Below are 26,604 nucleotides of genomic sequence, written 5' to 3'. Positions count from 1 at the left end.
CTTTTAGTTTGATGATTTTAAATATTCACACTTGTCACTATCAGTATCACCCTATCTGTTAACTTTATTTGTGCGTAGGTATACATCGTTAATTCGCTTCATCAAAACTTTATATTACTAACTTTTTATAAATAAACGAAGCTTCTCAGGCAAAAATGAGTATTTTACGAATTGCCTAAATTAATGGTAGTTACGGAGGTTTTCTGTTGATGCAGTCTTTCAAGCCAAAAGTGTCTGAAGAGGAAATAAAATTAGATCCTGTATTTGTTCCGGAAAACCATTCTAAAAGACCTCCGAATAATTGGCTAAAACAGCTAATCCGTCGCTTAAGTATCCGGCAGAAGATTGGTTATGGATATGCAGTTGCCATTGGAATAGCAACTTTGGGGGCGAGTGCAGGGCTGCTCGTTGGCGAATATTACCAGCGACAGATGTCCCAGCAACTCAAATATGCACAGCAAGAAGCTTATCTTTTGAGTAGTTTGAAAATTGCTGTACTAGAAGCAAGAAACCAGCAGCAACAGTTAATTTATCAGTTAAGAAAACCAAAAGAGTTTCACAGCGAAGTTTTGCGCTTAGTAGAGAAAATTGAAAAGGTTGAAAAACTTTATTCACAAGTAAAATTATTTGGTAATGAATCTCAATTATTCAAGCATTCAGCTCAAGAGATTGCAGAAGTCGAAAATTGGTTGAAAACTTACGACAAAACTGTAGAAGTTTATAGCCAAAACCTAAATGTAATCTTAAAGAAAATTGATAAAGATGGTGGGTTGCAGCCTGAAACAGTTCTAATAATCCAAAATTCCTTGCTGAATTTTACCAATACTCAGGAGGCGCTTAAGTTTGATAGTCTCTCAGATGATTTAACAAAATTGATTGAGGTTGCTAATCACGATGAGGAAGAAACAGCGATCGCTTTACAGCACGTAGAGAAACTGCGAATCCAGATAATTGTTACCAGTATGTTGCTGTCAATGGCGATCGCCGCGATAATCGCCCGCTATTCCAGTCGAGCGATCGCGCATCCTCTGGAAACTGCAACTCAAATTGCTCAGCAAGTTACCGAACAAGCAAATTTTACTCTCCAGGCACCCGTAATCACCGAGGATGAAGTTGGACGCCTGACAACCTCCCTCAACCAGCTAATCCGCAGCGTCGGCACCTACACCCAGGAACTGAAGCAAACCCAAGCACAGCTTCATCGCTTCTTCAACCTTTCATTCGATATGCTTTGTGTCGTCGGGTTTGACGGCTATTTTAAGCAGATAAACCCAGCTTTTGAAACAACACTTGGCTACACTGGCGAAGAAATTTTAGCAAAGCCATTGTTGAATTTTATTCATTCTGAAGATCGAGCAACCAGCATTGCTGAGGCGAGGAAGCTTGCTAGCGGAGTCATGGTTAGCTCCTTTATAAACCGCTACGGCTGTAAAGACGGTTCCTATAAATGGCTGGAGTGGACGTGCGTCCCCTTTGCTCCAGAAGGTTTAATCTATGCGGTTGCCCGTGACATTAGCGATCGCATACACGCCGAAACAGCACGGCAGGAAAGCGAGCAGCAATTCAGAGCTTTGGTTGCTAATATTCCAGGTGCCATCTATCGGTGTAGCTGCGATGACGACTGGAAGATGGAGTTTATCAGCGATGCGATCGCAGAAATTTCTGGTTATCCGCCTGGAGACTTTATTCACAATCAAGTTCGCAGTTTTGCCAGTATTATTTATCCTGAAGATACCGCGATAGTGGACAGGCTTATCCAGGAGGCTGTGCAGAAAAAACAGCCTTTTATCATTGAGTACCGAATCATTCGAGCCGATGGAAGTATCCGATGGGTCTACGAGAAAGGTCAGGGCATATTCAATTCCACCGGAGAGCTTCTGTGTCTAAACGGGGCAATCTTTGATATTAGCGATCGCAAGCAAACAGAAGAGGCATTACACTCATCAAACCGGCGAGTCTTCAAGGTTCTTGAAAGCATCACGGATGCTTTTTATGCCCTCAACCATCAGTGGCAGTTCACCTATATCAACAAGCAAGCGGAGCTACTTTTACAGAGAACCCGGTCCGAACTTCTGGGCACGAATATTTGGGATCGGTTTCCCGCTGCAATTGGGTCAAATTTTTACAATCAATATCACCAGAGTGCTGCTGAACAAGTCTCTATCACGTTTGAAGAATTTTACCCAGCTCTCGATATCTGGGTTGAAGTCCGTGCCTACCCCAGTGAAGAGGGGCTTTCTGTCTACTTCCACGACATCACTGAGCGGAAAGCTGCTGAAAAAGCCCTAGCAGAGCGAGCTAGACTAGCCGCATTTCGTGCTGATATTGGATCTGCTCTCACTCAAAGCGATTTACAAGGTATCCTGCAACGCTGCGTCTTGGCTGTGGTTAAACACCTAGATGCAGCATTCGCCCGCATTTGGATGCTCAATGTTGAGGAAAACGTACTAGAGCTGCAAGCTAGTGCAGGGATATACACTCACCTAAACGGCAATCATCGCCGCGTTAAAGTCGGACAATTCAAAATCGGTCTGATTGCCCAAGAGCGAAAACCACACTTAACGAATTCTGTCCTTGACGATCCTCGTGTTAGCGATAAAGATTGGGCGAAGCGAGAGGGAATGGTTGCTTTTGCTGGCTATCCCTTAACAATCGAAGGTCAGCTCGTAGGGGTGATTGCCATGTTTACCCGCCATACCTTGAGCGAATCTATTTTCAAGGCGCTAGAATTTGCCGCAGATGAAATTGCCATAGGGATTAAACGCAAGCAGGCAGAGGAAGCACTCCAAAGATCGCTCAAAGATTTGTCTGACGTCAAATTTGCCTTAGATCAGGCGGCGATTGTTGCTATCACCGATCGAAGAGGAATGATTAATTATGTCAACGATAAATTTTGTGAAATATCCAAATATTCCCCAAAAGAACTCATAGGACAAGACCATCGAATTCTTAATTCAGGTTATCATTCACAAGAATTTTTTAGGAAGCTTTGGTCAACAATTTCTAGCGGCAAGGTTTGGAGAGGTCAAATAAAGAACAGAGCTAAAGATGGAACTTATTACTGGGTTGATACTGCCATCGTTCCTGTTCTGGACGAGCGAGGAAATCCTTTCCAGTATTTAGCAATCTGCTCCGACATCACCGATCGCAAAGCCGCTGAGGAAGCGTTGCGGCTATCGGAAGCCCGGTTCCGAGAACTGGCGGCTCAAGAAGAACTTTTCAATCATTTAGCTAGCCAGATCCGTAACTCTTTACAACTGGATACCATTCTAGAGACGGCTGTTCATGAAATCTATCATCGGTTGCACCTAGATACGTGCATCTTTTCTTGGTACCGTCCTGACATGGAGCCTGTTAGTTGGGAAGCGGTGAAGGAAGCCAAAAAGACCGATCTTCGTAGTTGGGTGGGTTTTTTCCCGGATGAAGTCTTTGGTGCATTTACTGAGAAAATCCTGCGCCAAGAAATTGTTCGCGTCGATGATGTCAAGACTCTAAACAACGATCTGCCGTTACAGCAGCTGTTATTGACAACGGGTGCGGCTTCTGTGTTAGGGCTACCACTTCAAACACAATTCGGTAGGATTGGCTTGATAATTTGTAATCGCATCCAAGAAGCAAAACCTTGGACGGATGCTGATGTGGCACTGCTTTGCGCGATCGCTAATCAGATGGCGATCGCAATTAACCAAGCTGAACTCTACGCCGACGCTAGTAATTCCGCCCATCTTGCCCAAGATAAAGCCTTGCAACTGGAACAAACATTGCAAGAACTCAAAGAAACTCAAACTCAGCTGATTCAAGCCGAAAAAATGTCCAGCCTCGGTCAGATGGTTGCTGGCATTGCCCACGAATTTAATAACCCGGTTAACTTTATCCACGGCAATCTGCAACACACGAACGACTACGTTCAAGACTTACTTAACTTAGTGAAACTTTATCAGCAACAATATTCTAATCCCGCGCCTAAAATTCAGAGTTTTGTAGAGAAAATTGACCTAGAATTTATCGCTCAAGACCTACCCAAAATGCTGTCTTCTATGAAAATAGGGACGCAGCGAATTCGCGAGTTAGTCTTATCCTTACGGAACTTCTCGCGTCTTGATGAAGCGGACATGAAAGCCGTTGACCTGCACGAAGGCATGGACAATACGCTGTTAATTTTAAATAACCGTCTCAAAAAAGAGATTAATGTTATTAAACACTATGGCAAGTTACCTCTTGTTGAGTGTTATCCTGCACAGCTCAATCAAGTATTTATGAATATCCTGAGTAATGCGATTGATGCACTGCTGGCTCAGAAAGAGCGGGAAGATAAACAAATTGTTATTTCTAGCCAAGTATTAGGAAAAAATCAGATAATCGTGAGAATTCGGGATAATGGTTCTGGAATCCCACAACCAATTCTAGAGAAAATATTTGACCCGTTTTTTACAACTAAAGATGTCGGGAAGGGAACTGGCTTAGGACTTTCAATTTCCTATCAAATTATGGAAAAGCATCATGGAAAAATTATGGTGAGTTCCCAGATGGATGAAGGAACAGAATTTGCAATTTACCTTCCGATTAAGCAGTCAGGTTTGTCTGCGAAATCGGTTCTAGCCAAGTCAAATTAAGATTCGCCTGCTGTAATTTGCTTCCCACAAACACAAGTCTTGGTTAAACAGTTTTAATCCAAATTTTTGTAGCTGAAGAATCTGAACCAATAGCACCATCATGTAGAATCAAAAAATTCTGAATAAGCATCTCAAAAAATATGTCAGAAAGTCGTGTAACCTTCAACGCCGAGGAAGTGTTGCCGGACGAGCGCAACTTCGTCGCCGCTGTTCTAGATACAGCAGCAACTTTGGTAGTGGTTCTCGATACCCAGGGGCGAATTGTCGTTTTTAATCAAGCTTGCCAGCAAACCACTGCTTACTCGGCGGAGGAAGTCAAAGGCAGACCATTCTGGGATTTATTTCTGCTGCCAGAAGAAGTGGAATCTGTCAAAGCGGTCTTCAAAAATCTTCAAGCGGGTCAGTTTCCAAACCAATATGACAATTATTGGTTAACGCGCGATCGCGATCGCCGTTTGATTGCTTGGTCGAATACGGCGCTGCTTGACTCCTCTGGTGGGGTCAAGTACATCATTGGTACGGGGATTGACATTACCGAGCGTCACCAGGCAGAGCAAGCCTTAAAAAAGGCAAAGGCTGAGCTAGAAATCAGGGTCGAAGAGCGGACGGCTGAACTGAGGAAAGCCAACGAGCAATTGCAGGAAGAAATGCTAGAGCGCCAGCGTACCGAGCTGGCGCTCGAACAAAGCTATCGCCTCTTGCAGGCAGTTATTGAAGGAACACCCGATGCCATCTTTGTCAAGGATCTACAATACCGGGTGGTGATGGCGAATTCAGGTTTTGGCACGATTTTCAATCGGCAGGTGGAGGAAATTATTGGCAAGGATAATACCGAGTTGTTGCCGCCTGAGATTGCCCGTCAGATAAACGAAACTGACCGCCGCGTTATGACATCGGGTGAACCGGAAATGGTTGAGGAAGTTGTCACCATCATGGGAATCACCAAGATTTATCTCTCTACAAAAAGCGTTTTGCGCGATCCTTCTGGAAATGTCATAGGTCTAGTCGGCGTCTCGCGGGATATCACCGAGCGTAAAGCTGCTGAGGAGGCGCTACGAGAATCCGAAGAGCGTTATCGTCACTTTATTGAGACTGCCTTAGAAGGAATTTGGGTGATCGACGCTGAAAACAAGACGATTTTTGTCAATCGCACACTGGCAGAAATGCTTGGCTACAGCATTGAGGAGATGCAGGGTAAGTCGCTATTTGATTTCATGGATGATGAAGGGAAAGCGATCGCGGTTCGCCAAGTCGAGCTTCGCCGCCAAGGTATCGAGGCCAAGATTGATTTTAAATTATGTCGCAAAGATGGCTCGTTTCGATGGGCAATTGTTTCGACCTCTCCCATCTTCGACTCAGCAGGGAATTATGCTGGAGCCTTTGCGATGATTAGGGATATCACCGATCGCCGACAGGCGGAAGAAGCACTGCGCGAAAGTGAGGCGCGACTAAGAGAACAAGCAAGGCGGGAAAACTTGCTCAACCGTCTCGCTAGCCAAATCCGTAACAGTCTTAACTTAGACAAAGTTTTGGAAACAACCGTGCAAGAGATCCGCAATTTGTTGCAGATTGAGCGGTGTCATTTTGCCTGGTATTACCCTGACAGAGAGGAACCCGGTTGGGCAATTGTCAAGGAAGCTCGCAATTCGGAGCTTTCCGATCTCAGAGGTTATTACCCGATTGCTGCTGTCGGATCGATGGGGCAAAAACTTTTGAACCTGGAAATGCTGCGGATAGATGATATCGAGAAACTGAGCCAGAAGCCGCGAAGCGCAGCTCAGCCAAGCCAGGAGCCGCGAAGCGCAGCATCCGCCAGCGATCGCCTGTGGCGTAAATTTCTTCGTTCGATGGGCTTCGCCTCTATCTTGGTGCTGCCCATTCAAACTCGATCGGGTACCATTGGTATCCTGAGTTGTTGCCAGAGTTCTGCACCCAGACCTTGGAGAGATTGGGAAGTCGAACTGCTGCACGCTGTAACCGACCAACTTGCGATCGCGATTAACCAAGCCGAACTCTACGCCGCCACCCGCACCACTGCCAAACAATTCCAAGAACAAGCCGCCAAACTCGAACAAACCCTCTCCGAACTCCAACAAACCCAAGCTCAATTGGTACAGACAGAAAAAATGTCGAGTTTAGGGCAGTTGGTTGCCGGTATTGCCCATGAAATTAATAATCCCGTCAACTTTATCTATGGCAACTTAGCTCACACAGACGAATACACCAAAGACCTCCTGAATCTACTAAAGCTCTACCAACAGCACTATTCCCATCCAGTCCCTGAGATTCAAGACGAAATGGCGGCTATCGATCTAGATTTCCTGATCGGAGACCTTCCTAAGATGCTAACTTCCATGAAAGTAGGTGCTGAGCGGATTCGTCAGATTGTCTTATCGCTACGGAACTTCTCCCGTCTGGATGAAGCAGAAATGAAGGCGGTTGATATTCATGAAGGGATTGAAAGCAGCCTCCTGATTCTACAAAATCGCCTGAAGACAAAACCTGACCATCCTGGCATTCAACTAATGAAGGAATACGGCGACTTGCCGCAAGTAGAATGCTATGCCGGACAATTGAATCAGGTCTTTATGAATCTACTGACGAATGCAATCGATGCCTTAGAAGAGAGAATGGAACGTGGGGAAGAAAATACTAAGTCCTACATCCCTAAAATTTGCATTCGCACCTCTGTTGTCAACTCCGATCGGGTATTAATTAGCATTGCCGATAACGGTCTAGGGATGACGGAAGCCATGAAAAAACAGCTATTCAATCCCTTTTTTACAACCAAACCCGTAGGCAAAGGCACGGGGTTAGGTTTATCGATCAGCTATCAAATTGTGGTAAAAAAACACGGAGGTCAATTGCATTATCTTTCCGAACCGGGGCAAGGTACAGAGTTTGCGATCGCAATTCCCATTCAGCAGCACAGTTAGGCTCCATTGGAGAAGATTTTTACTTAAATTCACTATACCTAACTACCCGCTTCTATTTTTCGTCTTTACTGAGAATTAACCTTCGCTTAGTGGCTGATTAATTCTACGAGTGTTAGTCTGTTAGTGCTGAAGTGCGATCGCAAAGATAAGCTGTGTCAAAAAGGACTTTCAGTAGAAGGAATAAAGCGATAAAATTTTAACGAGTAACAGCAATGGGTATCCATCGCGGCATCGTTTCAGCTACATTTTTAATTTTTACAGGATTGAGCGCGATCGCTCCCCCTGTTTTCTCTCAAATTCAGGAGTTTACAACTCAACAACCGGAACGCCAACAAATCGATCTAATTTTTAGCCCGAACACTAATCAAAGTTTTGAAGACGTGCTTGAGCAAGCAGAATCGATTGCTAGCAATTCTGTTGAGCAGGGATTCGCACAAAATCCGGAGGTTACACAAATTTATATCAGAATTTTCGGTGATGTCAAAGGACAAGTAGCCCCGCTTCTATTTTCAAAAGTGTATCGTTCTGATTGGCAGACAGAACCTAAAATTGATCGTTGGATTCGATATTTTGATAATTCTGGATTGCTACTAGGCTTTTATAATAATTCATCTAATTCCTCGTCACCTCCGATTCCACCGACATCCACCTTCAGCCGCGAAGACGATCCGGGTTTTCGGGATGATTAATCTACAGGTAAATATACACGGCGCAATTATTCGCGCATCTAGTACATTTCAGTTAAAGTTTAAAGACAAAACTTCAGCATCTCTCAATCTTGCTCTTCCCAAAGTGCAAGAAAACGTAAGAAGTTGCTTCGATCCCCTTAGCCTCCCTTTTTAAGCGGGAGAATTTTTTCAAAGTCCCCCTTTTGAAGGGGGATTTAGGGGGATCTCTACTGTTTCAGCGTCTCGATTATGACTTTTCAGACATCCTCTAAGCTGCTTTTTTGCTCCCACTTAATGAGCATTGGAGGGAATCTAAGAATTACAGCAGTAACCGAAAATTATTCATTGCGTCTCTAAGTATAAAAAACGCTCAAATAATTTTTTTAAGACAACAAACCTGAATTTTTCTTTCTACCCTTTAACCTGGTTACTGCTGCTAAAGTTCCAAAAAGAAGTATACCCAATGTAGGAGTATTTTCAGGAACAACTGCTGCCTCTGCCTCATCAACCACTAAGGCAGAAATCCGTGTTCCATCCCCAACATCCACAACCCCAATCCCTAAAGTATATTCCCCTGAGGCTGGAAGAATATAAGAAAAAGCTTGCCATCCAGTTTCTTTATTAAAGACACTTGAAGAGTTACTGAATTTTGAAATCGTATCCGCTAAATTAAAAAATTGAGTACCAGAATCTGACTGAAGACTTACAAAAGCAAAGTCATTAAAATCAGGATAGGTAAAGTCATCAACCCCAGGTTGCTCAACAGCCTCATTCGTGAGGAAGTTCCAAGAAAAAGATAACTTTTGCCCAGCACTGCCTTTAAAAGTTTGCTTAATGGCAGATCCCTCAATCGGCTCTGCGGTCGCTAGAGCGTATAAAGATTGATCGCCCAAGAAAGTTGAGAAACCCAAGAATCCTTCTAAAGTTTCTTCTTCAGCAAAGCCAGAAATGAATGTGACGGGGGCTGCATTACCGCCAATAATCGGATTAGAATTATTGTCGAGACTAAGAGTTTCTTGGTATGCAGTTGAGACAAAAGCCTGGTTTTTTCCTTGGAATGGCTTGATTCCAAAATCTGAAGTTTCTATTCGATAATCGCCTAGGGCTTTCCAACTCTGGAATCCTTGTTCAAATCCTCTATTTAGAACAGCAGCCTTTACTGTAGATGGAAAAACTACACTTACACTGATAGCCAGTGCTGCAAGACTAATTGTTTTTATCATTAAGTTAACTCCTAATTTTTTCTGCCAAAAAGGTCATTTTTAAAGTTCTGCTAATTTTTGAAAGCAGGCTTAGTTTAGCTTTTAAGTATTTTCACTGATATCTCTATTAAAAGCATTTTTGGTTAAGCGAACATTAATAGAGGAATAAGACCTGCTAAAATTTGGCTTAACAATCTTATTGACAACTTCTTGATAAATTTATATTTTATTAATCTTTTATTAACCCAGAGATTAAAGAAGCTTAATTCTACGTCAGTAGTATTCCAAAGGGTGCGTAGAAACACTCAGATTTGGCAGTGGAAGTCGAGTATGAGGGAGCCGCCCATTCGACTAAAGAGAACAAAAAGCAGGCAGGATGCTACAGGTATAGATACTTATGCCGATGGCTTGAGGTAATGCTGCGTTGACTAGCCGTTGACATGAATGCTGTGGCTTAGCTGTCGCAGCATTTTTGGTTGACTGTTTAAGCTTTATAGAGGTTAGCTCGGCTAAATTCCTGTCAAATAATGACTCAAAGTTTTTGATTATTGCGATCGCAAAAAGAGAGGAATTTAATGTCTAAGTTCAGTCGGAGGCAGCTACTAATTTTTTTTGGGGCGAGTGCCGGTACTGCTGTACTAGCTCCTACTTTGGGGAGACAGCATTTTGGCAGCAATCCTAACGTTGCCCAAGCGGTTCTACCACTGAAATTTACCCCAGTGCGATTGCCGCATCCTTTACCGATTTACCAAGAACAAAAAAGTTTTTACGCCACAGCCATTAATTATCAAGGAAGCGTAATTAGTGCTTCTACCGATACTCGGTTAAGCACCTACAACATCGTTGATGATGTAGTGGTGCCCCCAGAGTACGAACGTTATGTGATTGTACGTTGGGGCGATCGCGTTTATCCCAACCCAGAAGAATACTTTGGCTACAACAACGACTACACCGGCTTTGTTCCCCTGGATGGCAGAAATCCCAACGACGGCTACCTTTGGGTAAATCACGAGTATGTCTCCTACCCGTTTACTTTTACACTCCCTGAAGTCCCAGAGGATTTAGCAGGATTACCTGAGTCTTATCCCTTAGTCGTTGGGCAGAGTTTACCGGGTGACAAAACCGATCTTTTCCTGTTGGGCGAAATCATGTACAACATGGGCGGTTCGGTTCTGCGGATGGCACGCCAAAATCGCGCCGGACGCTATTCGATTGTTAAAGATCCCAACAATCGACGCCTTCATGGTCTTTCCGGTTTAGGGATTAACAGCCAGCGTTCCGATCAGTATAAAACTATTACTTCTTGGGGTTCCAAGAGCTACCAGAAAGGCGATCAAAACTACCTGTTGAGTACGGGACCCGCTGCCACCCAAGTATTTCCTCTCAGCGTAGATGGGCTGGGTAACAAAATCATTGGCACTGCCTACAACTGCTCTGGCGGCACTACTCCCTGGGGAACCATCCTCTCAGCGGAAGAAAACTTTCAGGCAAGCACAGCCTTTTTTGTAGGAGTCACAGAATCTGTAAAATCTGATGGTACTCAGACTAGCTACACCGCCGGTACCAGTGGGGAAAAATTTGGCTTGGTTGGCGAGAAATACGGCTGGATGGTGGAAATCGATCCCAGTAACCCGAATTTCCGCCCGCGCAAGCACACTGCATTAGGTCGTTATCGCCATGAAAACATCGCCATGCGGGCGGAAGCTGGGAAAAAATTAGTTGCCTACATGGGTGATGACCGGCGCGGCGGACACACCTGGAAATTTGTTAGCAAAGGCACTGTTTCTGCCCCGAATAGCAAGAATAACAGCGCTTTATTTGAGGAGGGGACGCTGTACGTCGCCCGTTACAATCCTGACGGGACAGGAACGTGGATTCCCCTGGATTTGAATGCTGCTACCAATCCGATTCCGCCCTCCGTTCTTGGCTCAAAAGAAATTGCCGCTTTGGGCAAAGCGAGCCGGAATGGTTTGATTAAATTACCCAGACGGAACGGTATTGCAGGTCAAACTACAGATGGCGGTGCATTCAACCTAGATACCACCAATGAAGCCACAGCCCTGGCAGGTTATCAAGGTAAGAAGCTGTCCAACTTCTATACCAGCCAAGGGGCTGTCCTCGTGGATGCCTTCTTAGCTGCCAACCTCCTTGGCGGAACTCCCACCGCACGTCCCGAAGATATCGAAGTTCATCCTCGCACCAAGGATGTATTTATTGCCTACACGGATGGTGCAGCCGGAAGCGATGGCTACCCCGATTCTCGAATCTTTGTGGTTTCTAAGTACAGCCCTGCCGTCAACGCCGGACAACCTTCGGGCGAACTGTTCAAAATTATGGAAAACAGCTCGGATGGCACGGGTACAACTTTCCGCTGGCAGCGATTTGCTAAAGGTGGGGAAGCGGCAGCAGAACCGGGTTCGGGTTTTGCCAATGTGGATAATTTGGCATTTGACCCCCAAGGAAATATTTGGGGTGTTACAGATATGTCTACTAGCGCTCACAATGGTTTTGATGTTGGTGCTGCCGCAACGCCATTAGCGATAGACCACAGGGTCGTGGGTTCTAACTCTCCTAGTGTGGATGATTCTAATCTCAATGTTCAAACTTCTAACCTGATTGGGGTTTTTGGCAATAACTGGCTCTTTTTCATTCCCACCACTGGCCCGGATGCTGGAGAAATCGTCCCCTTTGCCTACGGTCCTCCACGTTGCGAGTTGACAGGGCCTACTTTTATCGGGGATACGCTGATTATTTCGGTGCAGCACCCTGGTGAAGATTGCCCGTTCAATCCTCAGCAAACTCTAAGCCGAACGATTGAGATGCTGGACTTAAATGGCACTCTCTTTAACCAACAACGCACGGTTCCGCGTGGTAGTAATTGGCCTAGCAATATTGAGGGAAATCCTCAAGGACCACCGCGTCCTTCAGTGATTGGCATTCAACGCAAGCAGTCAAATGGCACGTTTGTTTAACTTATATCTTCCACCAGGCGGTAGAAACCGCCGCTACACAAACGAAACCTGCCTACGCAGGTTACAAAACTCTTGATTTTCGGTTAGTACGCTCCGGCGGACTTGGTTTATGTAGCCCCAGAATTCTATTCTGGGGGCTTGGTGCAAGATATCAGTTTAATTAGATCGGCGTAAGTCCCCCACGCTCATTTGGTACTCCGAATCAATGGCGGGATATAAGGCGGGTGGTGACGATTGTATTTTTTGCCAATGCCGTGAGGCGAGGAAAAAGATGCACGAGGAATCACCCATTATTTTATTTGATTGAACTACTTTGCCACAATATTGATTGATGGTAAAGTATTTTTGCCAAGGAGGTGATGCTGAGTGTTACACAAAGCGGTCCTTGTCCGTTTATATCCAACCAAAGAACAAGAAATACTATTAGCGCAAACATTTGGATGTTCGCGTTGGTGGTGGAACTATGCTCTGAATAAATCTATTGAGACTTACAAGGAGACGGGTAAAGGACTTGGACGTGCAGCACTCAACGCATTTCTTCCAACACTCAAAAAGGCTGAAGATACAGCTTGGTTAGCTGAGTGTTACAGCCAAGTTTTACAGGCGGCAACGCTTAATCTAACCACAGCGTACAAAAACTTTTTTGAGAAACGTGCGGGGTTTCCTCAGTTCAAATTCAAGCATGGCAAACAGTCAGTTCAGTATCCTCAAAACGTCAAAATTGTAGACAGCAATATCAAGCTCCCCGGCAACATCGGGATAGTTAAAGCCAAAATACATAGACAAATTGAGGGGAGAATCAAGACGGTTACTGTGAGCAAAACACCATCAGGGAAATACTTCGCGTCTATCCTGACTGAAGTTGCAGGCGAGAAACCACCTACAGCGGAAGGTAAAATTTACGGAGTTGACTTAGGATTGAAACATTTCGCTATTGTTACTGACGGCGAGAAGGTTTCTAAGTACGATAATCCTAAACACCTCGCCAAACATGAGAAAAACCTGAAATGCAAGCAACGAAAACTAGCCCGTAAACGAAAAGGGAGTAATTCAAGACACAAGTATAGAAAAGTTGTCGCCAAAGTGTACGAGCGAATTACTAATTCGCGGCAAGATTTCCTACATAAACTTAGCCATAAGTTGGTCAGCGATAGCCAAGCTGTCATCGTAGAGGATCTTCATGTTAAAGGCATGGTACGCAATCATAAATTGGCGAAAGCAATCTCTGATGTTGGGTGGGGAACATTCACCAACTTTTTAGCCTACAAGCTAGAACGCAAAGGCGGAAAGTTGATTGAGATTGATAGATGGTTCCCTAGTTCCAAACTTTGTTCTAATTGTTTCAATCAAATAGGTGAGATGTCGTTGGAGGTGAGGGAATGGACTTGTCCTCACTGCAATACTCATCATGACCGTGATGGAAACGCAGCGATAAATATTAGAGCAGAGGGGATCAGAATGCTAAAGGCGGAAGGTTCAGCCGTTTCTGCTGTAGGAGGGGAGATAAGACCAAGGTTAGGGCGAAAGTCCAAGCTGCGGCACTCCCCTGTGATTACAGAAGCCCACGCTGACTTGGAGTTCCAAGTCAGCGTGGGTAGTTCACGCGCCTAACATTTGCAACTGATACAAACTGGCGTACAATCCGCCTTGGCGCAACAATTGATCGTGGCTGCCCGACTCTACCAGTTGCCCTCGCTTCAGCACCAAAATCCGGTCTACATTGCGGATGGTTGAGAGACGGTGCGCGATGATAATGGCGGTGCGTCCCTCCAGCAATTTGTCGAGGGCATCTTGAATTAAGGCTTCTGTACCTACGTCTAGACTGGCTGTTGCTTCATCTAGCACTAAAATACGGGGATTGCGGATAGCGGCACGGGCAAATGCTAAGAGTTGCTTTTGTCCGCTGGAGATATTAGTGCCTCGTTCTCTAAGTTGGGTATCGTAGCCTTGAGGCAGTTGTTCGATAAAACTGGCAACATTGGTTTTTTCGGCGGCTTGTCGAATTTCTTCAAAGGAGTAAGTATCTCCTAGAGTAATGTTGCTCTTCACGTCACCGGCAAACAGAAAGCCATCTTGAAGGATGACGCCTAGGTGTTCCCGCAGTTCTCTTTGGGGTAAGTCCCGGACATTGACACCATCGAGGAAAATGCGACCTTCGGTGGTTTCGTAAAGGCGACACAGCAGGCGAATAATCGAACTTTTACCGGCACCTGTGGGGCCAACGAGAGCGACTTTTTCGCCGGGATGGATGGTGAAGTTTAGGTCTTTGAGGACGTATTCATCATTTTTGTAGGCAAAGGAGACATTTTCAAAGCGAATTTCACCTTTGGCGGTTGGGGATGGGGAATGGGAAATTCTCCTGGGTTCCTCTGCTACAGACGGGATAATTCCCCTGTCTATAAGCTGTTTTTGTGTCCCTTCAGGATCGCGGATTTCAATTGGTTCGTTGAGAATATCGGTGATGCGTTCGACGGCGGTGAAACCAGATTGCAGGGAGGTGAATTTTTCAGCAAATTGTCGTAAGGGATCGAAGAGACGCTGGGCATACAGGATAAAGGCAGAGAGGGTGCCAAAACTGAGGGCTTTGCCCATAATCATTTGTCCGCCTAACCAGAGTACGCCCGCGATCGCTACCAGTGCAATCCACTCCAAGGTGGCTGATACGGCTGAGTCGTGAAAAATGGTTTTATCCACTTCCTCGATGTACCGCTGATTCGTCACCCGAAACAGTTCTGAGTTGAATTTCTCTCGCCGGAATAGCTGCACGACGTTCACCCCTACGATGTTTTCTTGCAGCGTTGAGTTGAGTGCAGACAGTTCTTCTCTGGCTTTGTAATTGGCTTTGCGATACTGCTGTTGGAAGTAAATAATCAAAGCCGTGACTGGCACCAACATCAGTGTCAGCATCAATGCCAGCTGCCATTGCAGCAAAAACATGGTGACAGCGATCGCTAAAATCGATACCAGATCGCTGACAATGCCAATGGCACCTGTGGAAAAGACATCCCCTAGTGCTTCGACATCGCTGGTGAGGCGGGTAATCAATCGTCCTACAGGGGTGCGGTCAAAAAATCGCACCGCTAAGGACGTGACGTGATGAAATAAGTCAGTGCGAATCTCGGCGGTAATTTGCTGCCCCACCTTCTGCACGGTGTAACCTTGGGCGGCGGTGAACACCATGCGAACGATCATCGTTAGCAGCAGTAAAACGGCGAGAAGATTGATTCCTTCCAACAAGCCTTTACCTTGAAGAAAAGACCAGACTTCTTCCCCGCGAATCAGCGAAATTGCTTGCCCCACGATGATCGGTTGAATTGCCCCGGCGACTGACAGCGGCACCAACAACAGGATGGAAATTATCAGCAGACGACTGCTTTTCCGCGCGTAGGGGACTAAGCGCAGGAAGAGTCGCCAGTCGCTTTCACGAACGCGCGATCGCTCTCTAGTTTCCGTCAGAGGCGGGGATTGAGTCATGCTGCCACTATCTTCTTTCTACTTTTTTTATTGTTCCCCTTTTACCAGTGCTGTAGCAGCTGCCTGTAGAGATAGGTAAGCCGTTTCAGGTTGCCCGTTGATGTAGGATTTGCCATCTACCGATTCGCACAGAGTTCCGACTTTCTCGCCATCAGCGCCATAGACTTCTAGCACGTCTTGGAGAATATTCGGGTCAAAACCTTGCACAACTGAACTCCAAGCATTTTTATCAACCGAGCAAATCCTAATTGTTTCGTCCATTTGATCGCCTTGCGCTAGCAATTAATTAGAACAGCGCTTCTGATATCTTCGACCCATTGATGGATATCGCCCATATTCAGGCGATAACTCCGAGGGTGGGCAATTAACCGCGCTGTACTTTCAAATAGTGTATCAATCTCGATCAAGCCATTTTCGCTCAGGGTGCGACCTGTGGAAACTAAATCCACAATCGCCTCGGACATCCCGGTAATCGGCCCTAGTTCTACGGAACCAGACAAAGGCACAATTTCTACGGGTAAATCTAAGCTTTCAAAGTATTCGTAGGCACAGTGAACAAACTTAGACGCGACTCGACCGTGGGGCGGCAGTTGTAAGACTGACCGATAAAGGCTAGAAGACTTTACCGCCACTGACAGCCGACAAGAACCAAATCGGAGGTCAGCTAGATGAGCAACCTGGGGGTTTTTCTCCCGCAGAACATCGTAACCGACTATCCCTAAATGTGCTTGCCCATATTCCACATAAACTGGGACATCTTGCGCCCTTACCAGTAGGGCTTGGGCGGTGCCGGTGGGGTCTTGTATTTGCAGTTGGCGGTTGCCAGAATCTTTGAAGGCGCTAAAGTCGAGTCCGACACTTTGCAGTAGACGAATGCTATCAGATAAGAGTGCGCCTTTGGGCAATGCAACGGTAAGCATAGAATAGAGTTCTGAGTGTTAAGTATTGAGTTCTGGATGTCACAAGGTAACTCATAACTCATACCTCATAATTCATAACTTTTGTGATGCGAATTCTCTTGGTGGATGATGAAGTTGAGCTGACTGAACCGTTGAGTCGCGTGCTAAGTCGTGAAGGCTACAGCGTTGATTTGGCTTACGATGGGGCGTCTGGCAGCCAGATGGCGCTGCAAGGAGGCTATGACTTGCTGATTCTGGACTGGATGCTGCCGCAGATCACCGGGTTGGAAATTTGTCAGCAGATGCGATCGCGCAAAGATGCTACACCCGTCCTCTTTCTCACTGCCAAAGATACCCTAGACGACCGCGTGCTGGGTTTGGACGCCGGTGCGGATGACTACCTAGTGAAGCCGTTTGAATTGCGAGAGTTACTCGCACGAGTCCGCGCCTTGCTGCGTCGTTCCGCGACTGATGCGCCTACCAGCGTAAGTTTAGAGGCGCATAACCGTCCTCCCCTCCTTCAGGTTGGGGATTTAGAACTAGATTGTGAAAACCAGCTAGCCTATCGTCACGGACGCACCATTGAGTTATCGGAGAAAGAAACTCATCTGCTGGAATATTTTATGCGTCACGCGGGGCAGTTGCTCACTCACGCCCAAATTCATCAACATTTGTGGAACCCAGATGAACAACCCAGCAGTAACGTTTTAGCCGCTTTGATTCGCCTTTTGCGGCGCAAAATTGAGGCATCTGGAGAGACAACTTTGATTCACACTGTCTATGGCAAAGGCTATCGCTTTGGAGATGGCGGCTAAGGCGGCTTTCTGACTTGCTTTCTAACTTTCAGTGGTGATATTCAAAAGGCAATCTTTTGATATTTGTCAACTATCATTAGTAGTATTTCAACACCATTGTCTATATTCGCTTTCCTAACAGTAGCGATCACTTGGTATCGTCTACACAAAACTATGTGTTTAGCTGTTGAGCTGTCTATTGATATTGCTTAGAATAAGCCTAAATTACAAGGAGCTATTTTATATGATGCTTGGAGATTTGGAAGACCCCTTGATAGCTTGGGATTTAAGAAACTTACAAAGAATTGCTACTACTATTCTTTTTCTCCTTTTAGTATTCTTCTTTAGTTGGTTGAATCGAAAAAATCGATATGTTTTATGGGCTATTTTTTCTGGTGCTATCTTGACATTTATCTTCTTATTGGTTACGCGCAATAATCACGGATTAGCTTTTTTTACTTTTAAATTTTAATGATCAGCATATCGCCTGTGCTTGGGAAGAGATTGTCAGGCGATATTTGCTGGCTATTCTTTTCTGGAAGAGAAACCACTTTAAACAGAGAATTGCAACTCTAACGGCTGGGATGGAATGATGTACATTAATTCTGCACCGTCGGGTTTAGAGTCTATGGAGGGAGTTAATTTCAGCCAGTCATGGAAGGTAATTCCCAATTGTGCGATCGCTTGTATTTCTGTCTGATACGCTTCAAAACGGCGATTGGTTTCCACCATAGATTCCATGACTTCCAGCACTTCGAGGAGCCGTTTATCAGCCTCCCGCTTTAAATCTCCTGCATTTGGCCCAAACCAACCTCCTGCAACCTCAACGCGACTTAGAATTGCCGCTGGTAAAGATTCAGCCCATTTATTAGGGTCTTGCGCCATCTTGAGCAAATTCTCACGTTGAAGCTCAAAAACAGCATTTTCATCCAAAGCGGGATCTATCCACTGGTAAATTCGGGTTAGCCGCCGCAAATCTATCTGACCTTTAAACTGAGGCTGTAAATAGGCGGCTGGGTTAGAAGTAAGTAGAAGTTCAACATATTTATGAATACGAGAACGGACAACTTTCGCACCTTCTTGGAAGCGACTTAGTGCTGTTTCGGGTTCTCCTAACTCAAGATGGCAACGCGCTTCAGCAATATAAGCTAGAGATAATGTCAAAAGATATTCATCAGCGATTTGGCTACCTAGTTCCAGTTCTTTGTCTGTGTAGTCAGTGTAAATATGTTCAGCTTCTAGAAAGCGATTTATAGCTTCAATCGCCATCCGTTCTCTATTTTCCGCTTTGGTCATCGTAAAGGCATTCATTGCCAGACCAATAGCAGCTTTGAAGTTAGCATAATATCCAATGTCAATTTTGCGGTTAATTTTGTTTAACAGTTTCTCACTCTGTTTTAGGCGTTGTTCCAGTTCGTTGAGACGCTGGTTTAATACAGCAAATCCCATCACCGCAATACCTAGATTCAGTACGCTAGCAGCAGAAGCCACTTGCAAAATTCCTTGAGCTTGTTGTAAACCCTGCTGAATATTTCCTACTTGCTGCTCAATTCCACCTAGCCGCTGGTTCACATCAGCTAATCCTTTCCCTGTAACAGCGGCGTTAGCTACTGAAGCAATCAAAGTTGCCCCTGAAACAGCGAGATTACCGAAACTGGCTTGTACAAGTCCACCCAGACACTGGTTAACAACACCTAATCCTTTCCCTGTCACTGCTGCATTAGCAACTGAACCAGCTAGATTTCCCCCTGAAAAAATAAGGTTGAGTAAATTGGGAGAAGAACCTGTTGGCGTTAGCGCTTGGGAAGGATTTGAGCCAGACTCCTTCAAGAAAGCAAGTATTTGTCCTGTCGCTACATCCCGAATTACACCCCCCATACGCACAGCGCTTCCATCTGCTAAGCTTTTGGCGATCCAATCAGTCAGCATAAACGTTGCTGTAACCGTTAAATTCATCATTGTCTCCTGGTTGCTAAAACTTAAGCAGCGCGATCGCATTCTTTCTCAGTATTCCCACGACACAGCCAGCGCTAACAATTTAGCTGCATCAGAGGAAACGAGCGATCGCATTCTTTCTCAGTATTCCCACGACACAGCCAACGCTAACAATTTCCCTGCATCACAGAAAACGAGCGATCGCGTCCTTACACGCTAAACCTGACAGAAGCAGAGTTCAATAGTCCGCGCAGGCGGACTTTGTTTGTGTAGCCGCGATTTCCAATCGCCAGGTATTATTTGCTTTTCCTCATCACTAAAACGTTGAACAATTCATGGACAGTAATGCTTTCAGGCGTTCAGCATCGCGGATAGCATGACCATCTGGATCGTTGTTGAAATATACGTACACGTCAATCTTTTTTTGAAGAAATGAGCGGATATGAGAAGCCCAAGTAGACAATTCTTCCTCGCTGTAACCAACACCCCATTGTCCGCTGTGCATGCGAATATAAGTCCAGGGCGCAGTCAAACGAATATCTAGCGGAACTGTGGGACTAACGGGCAAACAAAGGGCTGCACCCGCACGTTCTAATTGTTCGTATACCTGTGGAATTAGCCAACTTTGGTGCCGAAATTCAAATGTATAACGTTTTTCTGGATAAGAAGAAAGTAATTCTAAGAACGGCTGAAGGCGCTCGATATTTAAGGGCCATGTGTGAGGGAATTGGAACAGAATTGGGCCTAATTTTTCTTGCAACCCACCCGCTCGTTCCATCAAGCGAGATAGCGGCTCAGCCGGAGCTTTTAACTTTTTCATGTGGGTAAGGTAGCGGCTACCTTTCACAGCAAAAATAAACCCTTCAGGTGTTTGCTCTCGCCACGTTTCAAATACAGACCGCTCTGGCAGACGATAAAAAGAAAAGTTAACTTCTACAGTCGGAAAGTGCTGTGCATAAAATGGGAGTTGTTGGTTTCCAGGCATCTGCGCTGGATAGAAGATTTCCATCCAGTACTTATAAACCCAACCGCTAGTACCGATTTGCAGCAGCGGAGCTGCCGTAAAAGGTTGAGATTCCTGCTCTTGTTCTTCACTCATTCAGTTGTTCCATTTGAACTGAATCATTATCCCTTACAAATCACCAAGCCCAAGTGACTAAAAGTGCTTGAAAAGGAAGCCGCAACCAAAGTCATAGCTACTATTGCGAGTCACATTTGCCAGCCACATTTGCCAGCCACATTTGCCATTAGCTTAGTTTGAGTACGTCCCAACCGTGAGACTTATTCATAAGTTCCAAAGTTTGTGGTGATATGTTTAGCCAGTGTCAGCGCGATCGCCTATTATTCGCCAAGTACCTTATTCGCTTTCAGAATCAGCACACAGCTTGGCGCGTGTGTGATTACGCTATCCATGACCATCTGCACCGCTTCACTTAAGGGAATCCGAACTGTTTCTATCGTTTCCGTTCCTTCTTGATGGGATTGGGTGAATGTTAATTGCTTTGCTAGAAATAGACGCACCGGACAGCAGACAATTGATGTATCTAAGTCAAAAACTCCGAGATCGAGCCATTCTGAAGCTTTAATTCCCAGTTCCTCTTCAATTTCTCGTTGTGCAGATTCCAGGTGCGGTTCATCCTCCTCAATAGCACCAGCGACAACTTCAATGCTTTCTTTGCCAAGCGCATAACGAAATTGCCGGGTAAGATAGACTACGCGATCGCTATCGATTGGCAAAATAGCAACGCCAGATTTCATCGTGACGGTAGCATACGTACCCGGTTGTCCATCAGGTTGGAGAACTTGGTCTTCACGAACATTTATAAATGAATTTTGGTACTTTCGATTTGTTTCTTGGATTGTCCAAGGGCCATGTTTTTGTGTCATGTTGCGTTCTCTCCTATTTGAGTTGTCAGATGCGAGATTCAGATACCCGACTTCTTGGAGAAGTCGGGTATCTTGCGTTCAGGAATTATTTATGACTGGTATAATTTCCCGTTGACATAGGAAGGTAAGATTTCTCCCTCCCCGTTCACGGGTAGGGGTGGGGTTCTAAGTTGCATATACTCGACTCTAATTACTCTAAAGCTGGTTTAATCCGCTCATAAGAGGAGAGAAATAAACTAAAGAGAATCGCAAAGGTAAGGTCAATGACACCCGGAACTAAATAAAATGGGTGAAGACCACCGATTAAGGTGTGATAAGCCAAAACGATAAAGACAGAAACTTGGGCGCAAATTCCAAATCTTATAAGATCGTGATTTCGAGAGATATCCTTACCAACCCACCAATAACCAATCCCGATCGTAAATACCAATGCGCCAAACAGATGTAAATATTCAGGATTGGTGAGCGGTTCTTGACCCAGTATTTGGCGAATCCATTGGTCAGATAACAACAAAGCTACAGATTCGACCCAGTTAATGATAGCTTTGGTTTGAAATACGTACTTCCACGTTATTGGATTGTTCATCATTGCAAATAGTGTGTGAATTCTTGTTTGCTTAGCTTGCTGGTTCTTGACTTAACTGGGTGTCCTATACACTCGATCCCCCCTCTCCCCAGAGGGAACCCCGAATCCCCCTTAAAAAGGGGGAAAATGCTTATAACCCCTTTTTAAGCGGGGGACATTGCCAAAAATAGACACCGTAATTACTGGCTTCTTGTCACATTTTTATTAGTGCGGTTGTGAAACTGCTTCATCAACCAGTTGCACCATCCGCTGGCGTAGGGTCTCTAAACCTAAGCGTTGAGTAGCTGAAATAAACACAGCTTCGGGATACTGTTGTTGAGCGAAGGCTAGCGTTTCGCTATCTACTTGATCGACCTTGTTAAAGGCAATCAAAGCTTTACCTGGAAGGGCAGGCATTTCTTCAAGCACTTCCATGACCGACTGGATGTGGCTTTCCCAAGCGGGATGGGATAGATCGACGACATGAAGCATGGCATTCGCCTCCGTTACTTCCTCCAGGGTGGCTCGGAAGGCATCCATGAGCGGTGGCGGGAGTTCGTGAATAAACCCGACCGTGTCTGTCAGAAGAATCGTCCGCCGCTCTTGGGTTTCGGGATTTGTAATGACTAGCTTTCGAGTTGTGGGGTCGAGGGTGGCAAATAGTTGATCTGCCGTATAAACTTCGGCGTGGGTTAACACGTTCAGCAGGGTGGACTTCCCCGCGTTGGTATAACCAACCACAGCAATCGAGGGAATTTCTTGCTCTTGCCGTTGTTGTCTAATCCGGGAGCGATGCGCTTGTAATTGGTTGACTTCCTGCTGGAGTTGGGCAATTCGGCGCTGAATGGTTCGCCGCTCTGTTTCTAGCTTGGTTTCACCCGGTCCTCTCGTACCAATCCCGGCTCCTAGTCTGGACATTTCCCGACCCCGACCCCTCAGTCGAGGCAGCATATATTCCAGTTGTGCCAATTCCACTTGCAATTTACCCGCTTGGGATTGAGCGCGTTGAGCGAAGATATCGAGAATTACTTCAGTCCGGTCTACGACAGGGATACCGATCTCGGTTTCTAGGTTACGAGCTTGAGAGGGAGAGATATCTCGGTCAAAGACAATGATATTGGCTCCCAGTTGATGAGCGCGTTGGGCAATTTCTTCAACTTTTCCATGACCGACGACCGTTTGAGGATGAGGACGCGATCGCTTTTGTTGCATTGTCTCTAATACCTGTCCTCCGGCACTTTCAACCAAGCGAACGAGTTCCTCCAGACCATCTTGAAACCGCTGGGGAGAGACGTCTTCTGTCATCAACCCAACCAGCAGAACGCGATCCGAAGGCTGCGCGGTAGCGCAATCGCCTTTTGAGTTATTCTCGTGGAATTGCGATGTTTCAAAGCCTGACTCGGAGAACTCACTCTCCCATTCATCTACTAAGTCGTCAAAGCCTTGCTCTGTCAGATCATCTAAGCTAAGGGGACGAGAAATAACCCAGGGCTTTTCTGCTTCGGGAACCAGGTGAGCAAGATAAGCTTCTTTGACATCGCCTGCGGCTTCACCATTTCGTCGCGCTCCATCGCCCTTTGGAACTAACACTGCTAAGGCGTCTAGGCGCTGCTGTGCCATTGCCCTGAGTGCCGCTGTATCCGGTGGATCGGATTTGAGTTGAGTGGCAAGACAGCGAATTCCACTCAAGTGTTCGCCCTTATGCCGGGGCAACTCTTGGGGCGGAATCTGCGTTTGGCTGGGAGTACCGACGGCGATTCGGATTGGGTGTCCACGTCGATTGATGTAACAGCATACAGGGTGATGAATGGACGTACTAATTTCGGCTAGCGCTTGAGCGAATTCCGGAGTCGTCAGGCGATCGCTTGGTTGGCGCTGTTCGTAAAGCCGCTGTAGTTGCTTGATATGGCTCGATTGTAATCCTTGAAGATTTCCGTAAATAGTTTGCATAAGACGCGCTAAAAACTAGCGTATTGAATCCTTTGCTTCAATATTTACTAATCTTCCTTTTTGACTTAATCTCCCTTTTGGACTAAGTAGAGGTTAAGAAGCGGCAATCGGCAAAAATGGGAGATGGGTGGACAACCTTAGAGGTATCAGCCTTTAAGCGCGAACGCCCAACCCAGTTGCTGCCAGATTCCGGTAGCAGGTATGCGACTGATTTTGCGACTGATTCACAGTATCTAGGATCAGAGCGATCGCTTAAAGTTTGAGCATGAGGATAGCGGCGTTGGAGATTGCGATCGCTAGTTATCTTGTCGGCGCTCTTGAGGTAAAAAATGCAACATTGACAAGGGTTTGAGGTAGAACGACAAACACTTTCTTCAGGCTATAAATAATTTAGTTCGTCCGTTTACTGAATAAGGATATAGATTATTGAGTTTTATCCTAATCCCCAATTACCAATTATTCACAAATTCTTGTTTAGGCATAAAATAGGATTGCCTCCGCTATTTTTTTGCTTCCCAAAGTTCAAACTTGTAGCCTTTGAAAGCTATTTTTAAGTTGTAACCCTGTGTTTTCTCAAGTTGGTTTCGTAAAGTATCTGAGGAATCGAATAAAAATATCTCGCTGAAACCATCAGCAGCTAGAAATGTTTTTGGTTGGCTCACCAACTGTAGCTGTACTTTCGGACTGAGTAGGCGGCTGAGAGATAATACACTTCCCGGAATCTTAGTATCGCTAATCACAAGTGGATGAGAAGCTTGGTTAACGATGCGAGCCACTTGAGGATTATAAGTGTCCATAAACTTGTTCCACCATACGTCTGCTGGAAAGCTGATTGCACAGGACAAAACTCCGCACGAAAGTAGAACAACTATCACAAACTGCCACAGTTTTTGTTGCCGGATGGAATTAAAACTCCAAGTAATTTTACTAGCCAGGAGGTAAGCAACAGCTATCTGGATTCCTAAATAAGATGGGATCAAATATCGCGGTGCTGTAGATAAAAATCCCCCAGTCATTAAGTCTCGTAGCATGAGGGGGATAACCGCAATCCCAGTAAAAGTAAAAATAAATAGCCAAACTTTCGCTGGGGTATGGCGATAGAGAAAATAAATCGAATAACCAACCAAGATTAAAGCAAGCGGAATGGAAAAAGGATCGTCATAACCAATCGGATCGAACCAGTAACCGCTAGGATCTACATCTAAGAAAATGTTGCTGAGATTCCGAGTCCACCATTTAACTAAAGTAAATAAATTGGGTGGTTTTGGAGCTGATGCCACTCTGTCAATGATGCGATCGCTACTTAAAACCACCCAAACCCAGGGTACGAAAGTTAGAAACGCTGCTATCGATGCCACTAAATAAGCAATAACTGTTTTATTTTCTCGATGGGCTTTAGTTAAGATGACATAAATCCCATGACCGATTAAAGTCAGCCCAAAAAATAAGTTTGAATAGAGTCCCAATGCCGCAGTAACTGCATAGATCGCCCAACTTAGCTTAGTTTTAACCTGGATAGCTCGTAGTAGTGCTGCACTCGATAGCAAGACGATAGCCATCCACAAGCTATACTGCCGCGCTTCCTGCGCGTACAGTACGTGTAAAGGTGAAATAGCGATGATAGCGCTCGCTATCCATCCCGTCAACGATGACTCAAATAATTCTCTGCACAGCCAATAAATGCCAGGAAACGCTAGTAAACTAATTAGGGCACCCAAACTTCTTGTCACTGCCACCGAGCTGCCAAAACACTGCACCCAAAATCGTGCCATCACGTAATATAGCGGCGGATGTTCTGGGTATTGCGCTAGCACCTGCATGGTATCGATTAAGTCTTTTTCTGAATTGGGACGCTGATACCTTTGTAAGTCTTCAACACTGATGACACGACCATCAAAAAGTTGCTGTTGCACTTCTGGTTTGGAATAGCCAGAAATCCGCATTGAGGTAAAAGCTTCGTCGTGTTGGTAAACTTTTCGATCCAAATTTGCAAATCGAAAAAATATGCCTAAAACCAGTACGCTAATGACTAAAAATTGTAGCCAAGTTGGAGGAAGTTCCCAGGAGTGGGAACCTCGGCTATTTAGTTTAGTATTAGTTTTAGCCTGAGTCCCAGTTTTTGGCATATAGATTTTCCTATATCCTCTTCCAATCCACAAATATCAAGTACTTAAACCCAGTTTCAAAAGGCTCTATGTTCTTTTGATTAGCCTCTGCACGCTTTTCAGAATCACAAGCCATCTAATTTTGTAGATGAAAATTTAAGGTTCTCGTAAAAACACGTAACTTGTGGAAATCAGTTTCTTGCTCGTTTTGTAGATATAAGCCAAAAATTAAGTAAAAATACCCAGCTTCTTAGGAGTGCTTCCGCTATATCCTAAGCAATCCCTAGGGGAAATACTGACTCTCCGGAGAGTCTTTACAGAAAATTCATCTTTTCCTAGCAAATAACAAAGACTTAGTGAAGTGTTGTCTAAGCTACAGGCAGGTAAGGGATTTAGCAGTATGTACGCCAATCCATCTTTTATTAAATCTCAGTAATATTACGGTTTAGCGTTGAAAAAGTGGAAGTTGGATAGTGTTTAATTGAAGATATCCCTCTTCTGTCACTTTCCGGAGAAGCAAGTAGTAAATCAGTTAAATTATCCAGAAGCCAAACCGGGTTTAAATTGATTCATTGCAGCAATTAAATGATTAAATCCCAGCAAT

General features: G+C 45.2%; 17 protein-coding genes. 7 read left to right on the top strand and 10 right to left on the bottom strand.

Features of this window, described 5'->3' with window-relative positions; genetic code table 11:
* The first annotated feature begins 209 nt into the window (after positions 1–209).
* The 3 genes from NDA03_RS22750 (at position 210) to NDA03_RS22740 (ending at position 8,238) form a co-directional block, all read left to right on the top strand.
* A complete protein-coding gene (locus tag NDA03_RS22750) occupies positions 210–4,613 on the top strand; it encodes a PAS domain S-box protein (RefSeq protein ID WP_348239231.1) in 4,404 nt (1,467 codons plus the stop codon).
* A gap of 140 nt (positions 4,614–4,753) precedes the next feature.
* Entirely contained in the window at positions 4,754–7,549 is a 2,796-nt protein-coding gene (locus NDA03_RS22745) for a PAS domain S-box protein (RefSeq protein WP_348239230.1), read from the top strand.
* A gap of 212 nt (positions 7,550–7,761) precedes the next feature.
* On the top strand, positions 7,762–8,238 hold the full coding sequence (locus tag NDA03_RS22740; RefSeq protein WP_190433538.1) for a hypothetical protein: 477 nt from the start codon (positions 7,762–7,764) through the stop codon (positions 8,236–8,238).
* Between the two features lie 362 nt (positions 8,239–8,600).
* Here NDA03_RS22740 and NDA03_RS22735 read toward each other — a convergent pair whose 3' ends face one another.
* Positions 8,601–9,440 carry a hypothetical protein gene (locus NDA03_RS22735; RefSeq protein ID WP_348239229.1) on the bottom strand — a complete coding sequence of 280 codons (840 nt, stop codon included), beginning with the start codon at positions 9,438–9,440 and terminating at the stop codon, positions 8,601–8,603.
* A gap of 554 nt (positions 9,441–9,994) precedes the next feature.
* Here NDA03_RS22735 and NDA03_RS22730 point away from each other — a divergent pair.
* Both NDA03_RS22730 and NDA03_RS22725 read left to right on the top strand, forming a co-directional pair.
* Positions 9,995–12,391, top strand: a complete 2,397-nt coding sequence (locus tag NDA03_RS22730; protein ID WP_348239228.1) for a PhoX family phosphatase — start codon at positions 9,995–9,997, stop codon at positions 12,389–12,391.
* 366 nt (positions 12,392–12,757) lie between these two features.
* Positions 12,758–14,002, top strand: a complete 1,245-nt coding sequence (locus tag NDA03_RS22725) for an RNA-guided endonuclease TnpB family protein (protein ID WP_348239227.1) — start codon at positions 12,758–12,760, stop codon at positions 14,000–14,002.
* Here the strand turns inward: NDA03_RS22725 and NDA03_RS22720 are convergent.
* The 3 genes from NDA03_RS22720 to hisG are packed head-to-tail and all read right to left on the bottom strand — an operon-like array spanning position 13,991 to position 16,785.
* Entirely contained in the window at positions 13,991–15,865 is a 1,875-nt protein-coding gene (locus NDA03_RS22720) for an ABC transporter ATP-binding protein (protein WP_190425955.1), read from the bottom strand. The two genes, NDA03_RS22725 and NDA03_RS22720, sit on opposite strands and share 12 nt — an antisense overlap.
* A 27-nt stretch (positions 15,866–15,892) precedes the next feature.
* Positions 15,893–16,126: a hypothetical protein gene (locus tag NDA03_RS22715; protein WP_190414807.1), complete on the bottom strand. Its 234-nt coding sequence runs from the start codon at positions 16,124–16,126 to the stop codon at positions 15,893–15,895.
* Positions 16,127–16,140: 14 nt separating this feature from the next.
* On the bottom strand, positions 16,141–16,785 hold the full coding sequence (gene hisG, locus NDA03_RS22710; protein ID WP_190679215.1) for an ATP phosphoribosyltransferase: 645 nt from the start codon (positions 16,783–16,785) through the stop codon (positions 16,141–16,143).
* A gap of 86 nt (positions 16,786–16,871) precedes the next feature.
* On the opposite strand from hisG, the gene rppA reads away from it, so the two are divergent.
* Complete coding sequence (gene rppA / locus NDA03_RS22705) at positions 16,872–17,579, top strand: two-component system response regulator RppA (protein ID WP_348239248.1); 708 nt, start codon at positions 16,872–16,874, stop codon at positions 17,577–17,579.
* Between the two features lie 531 nt (positions 17,580–18,110).
* Here the strand turns inward: rppA and NDA03_RS22700 are convergent.
* Entirely contained in the window at positions 18,111–19,517 is a 1,407-nt protein-coding gene (locus NDA03_RS22700) for an NC domain-containing protein (RefSeq protein WP_199299513.1), read from the bottom strand.
* A 10-nt stretch (positions 19,518–19,527) separates the two neighbouring features.
* Between NDA03_RS22700 and NDA03_RS22695 the strand changes: the two genes are divergently transcribed.
* Positions 19,528–19,713, top strand: a complete 186-nt coding sequence (locus NDA03_RS22695) for a hypothetical protein (RefSeq protein ID WP_348239226.1) — start codon at positions 19,528–19,530, stop codon at positions 19,711–19,713.
* Positions 19,714–19,809: 96 nt separating this feature from the next.
* Here the strand turns inward: NDA03_RS22695 and NDA03_RS22690 are convergent, their stop codons facing one another.
* The 5 genes from NDA03_RS22690 to NDA03_RS22670 form a co-directional block, all read right to left on the bottom strand.
* Positions 19,810–20,592 (bottom strand): DUF72 domain-containing protein, encoded by a 783-nt coding sequence (locus tag NDA03_RS22690; RefSeq protein WP_348239225.1) that lies wholly within the window; start codon positions 20,590–20,592, stop codon positions 19,810–19,812.
* A 242-nt stretch (positions 20,593–20,834) separates the two neighbouring features.
* The gene (locus tag NDA03_RS22685; protein ID WP_348239224.1) at positions 20,835–21,380 is read right to left on the bottom strand and encodes an NUDIX hydrolase; all 546 of its coding nucleotides are present in this window, start codon (positions 21,378–21,380) and stop codon (positions 20,835–20,837) included.
* A gap of 190 nt (positions 21,381–21,570) precedes the next feature.
* Positions 21,571–21,969, bottom strand: coding sequence for a hypothetical protein (locus tag NDA03_RS22680; protein WP_242029033.1), 399 nt, complete (start codon positions 21,967–21,969; stop codon positions 21,571–21,573).
* Between the two features lie 201 nt (positions 21,970–22,170).
* Positions 22,171–23,895 (bottom strand): GTPase HflX, encoded by a 1,725-nt coding sequence (hflX, locus tag NDA03_RS22675; protein ID WP_348239223.1) that lies wholly within the window; start codon positions 23,893–23,895, stop codon positions 22,171–22,173.
* 500 nt (positions 23,896–24,395) lie between these two features.
* On the bottom strand, positions 24,396–25,880 hold the full coding sequence (locus tag NDA03_RS22670) for a glycosyltransferase family 39 protein (RefSeq protein ID WP_348239222.1): 1,485 nt from the start codon (positions 25,878–25,880) through the stop codon (positions 24,396–24,398).
* Positions 25,881–26,604: the final 724 nt, after the last annotated feature.

Source organism: Trichocoleus sp. Lan (assembly GCF_039961855.1).
Taxonomy (GTDB): Bacteria; Cyanobacteriota; Cyanobacteriia; order Cyanobacteriales; family FACHB-T130; genus FACHB-T130.
This window is presented reverse-complemented; position numbering and strand designations above follow the sequence as displayed.

Coding starts and splice junctions, on each gene's coding strand:
- NDA03_RS22750 (WP_348239231.1), top strand. CDS start 210: ATGCAGTCTTTCAAGCCAAAAGTGTCTGAAGAGGAAATAAAATTAGAT.
- hisG (WP_190679215.1), bottom strand. CDS start 16,785: ATGCTTACCGTTGCATTGCCCAAAGGCGCACTCTTATCTGATAGCATT.
- NDA03_RS22715 (WP_190414807.1), bottom strand. CDS start 16,126: ATGGACGAAACAATTAGGATTTGCTCGGTTGATAAAAATGCTTGGAGT.
- NDA03_RS22720 (WP_190425955.1), bottom strand. CDS start 15,865: ATGACTCAATCCCCGCCTCTGACGGAAACTAGAGAGCGATCGCGCGTT.
- NDA03_RS22690 (WP_348239225.1), bottom strand. CDS start 20,592: ATGAGTGAAGAACAAGAGCAGGAATCTCAACCTTTTACGGCAGCTCCG.
- NDA03_RS22700 (WP_199299513.1), bottom strand. CDS start 19,517: ATGATGAATTTAACGGTTACAGCAACGTTTATGCTGACTGATTGGATC.
- hflX (WP_348239223.1), bottom strand. CDS start 23,895: ATGCAAACTATTTACGGAAATCTTCAAGGATTACAATCGAGCCATATC.
- NDA03_RS22685 (WP_348239224.1), bottom strand. CDS start 21,380: ATGACACAAAAACATGGCCCTTGGACAATCCAAGAAACAAATCGAAAG.
- NDA03_RS22740 (WP_190433538.1), top strand. CDS start 7,762: ATGGGTATCCATCGCGGCATCGTTTCAGCTACATTTTTAATTTTTACA.
- NDA03_RS22735 (WP_348239229.1), bottom strand. CDS start 9,440: ATGATAAAAACAATTAGTCTTGCAGCACTGGCTATCAGTGTAAGTGTA.
- rppA (WP_348239248.1), top strand. CDS start 16,872: ATGCGAATTCTCTTGGTGGATGATGAAGTTGAGCTGACTGAACCGTTG.
- NDA03_RS22745 (WP_348239230.1), top strand. CDS start 4,754: ATGTCAGAAAGTCGTGTAACCTTCAACGCCGAGGAAGTGTTGCCGGAC.
- NDA03_RS22680 (WP_242029033.1), bottom strand. CDS start 21,969: ATGATGAACAATCCAATAACGTGGAAGTACGTATTTCAAACCAAAGCT.
- NDA03_RS22730 (WP_348239228.1), top strand. CDS start 9,995: ATGTCTAAGTTCAGTCGGAGGCAGCTACTAATTTTTTTTGGGGCGAGT.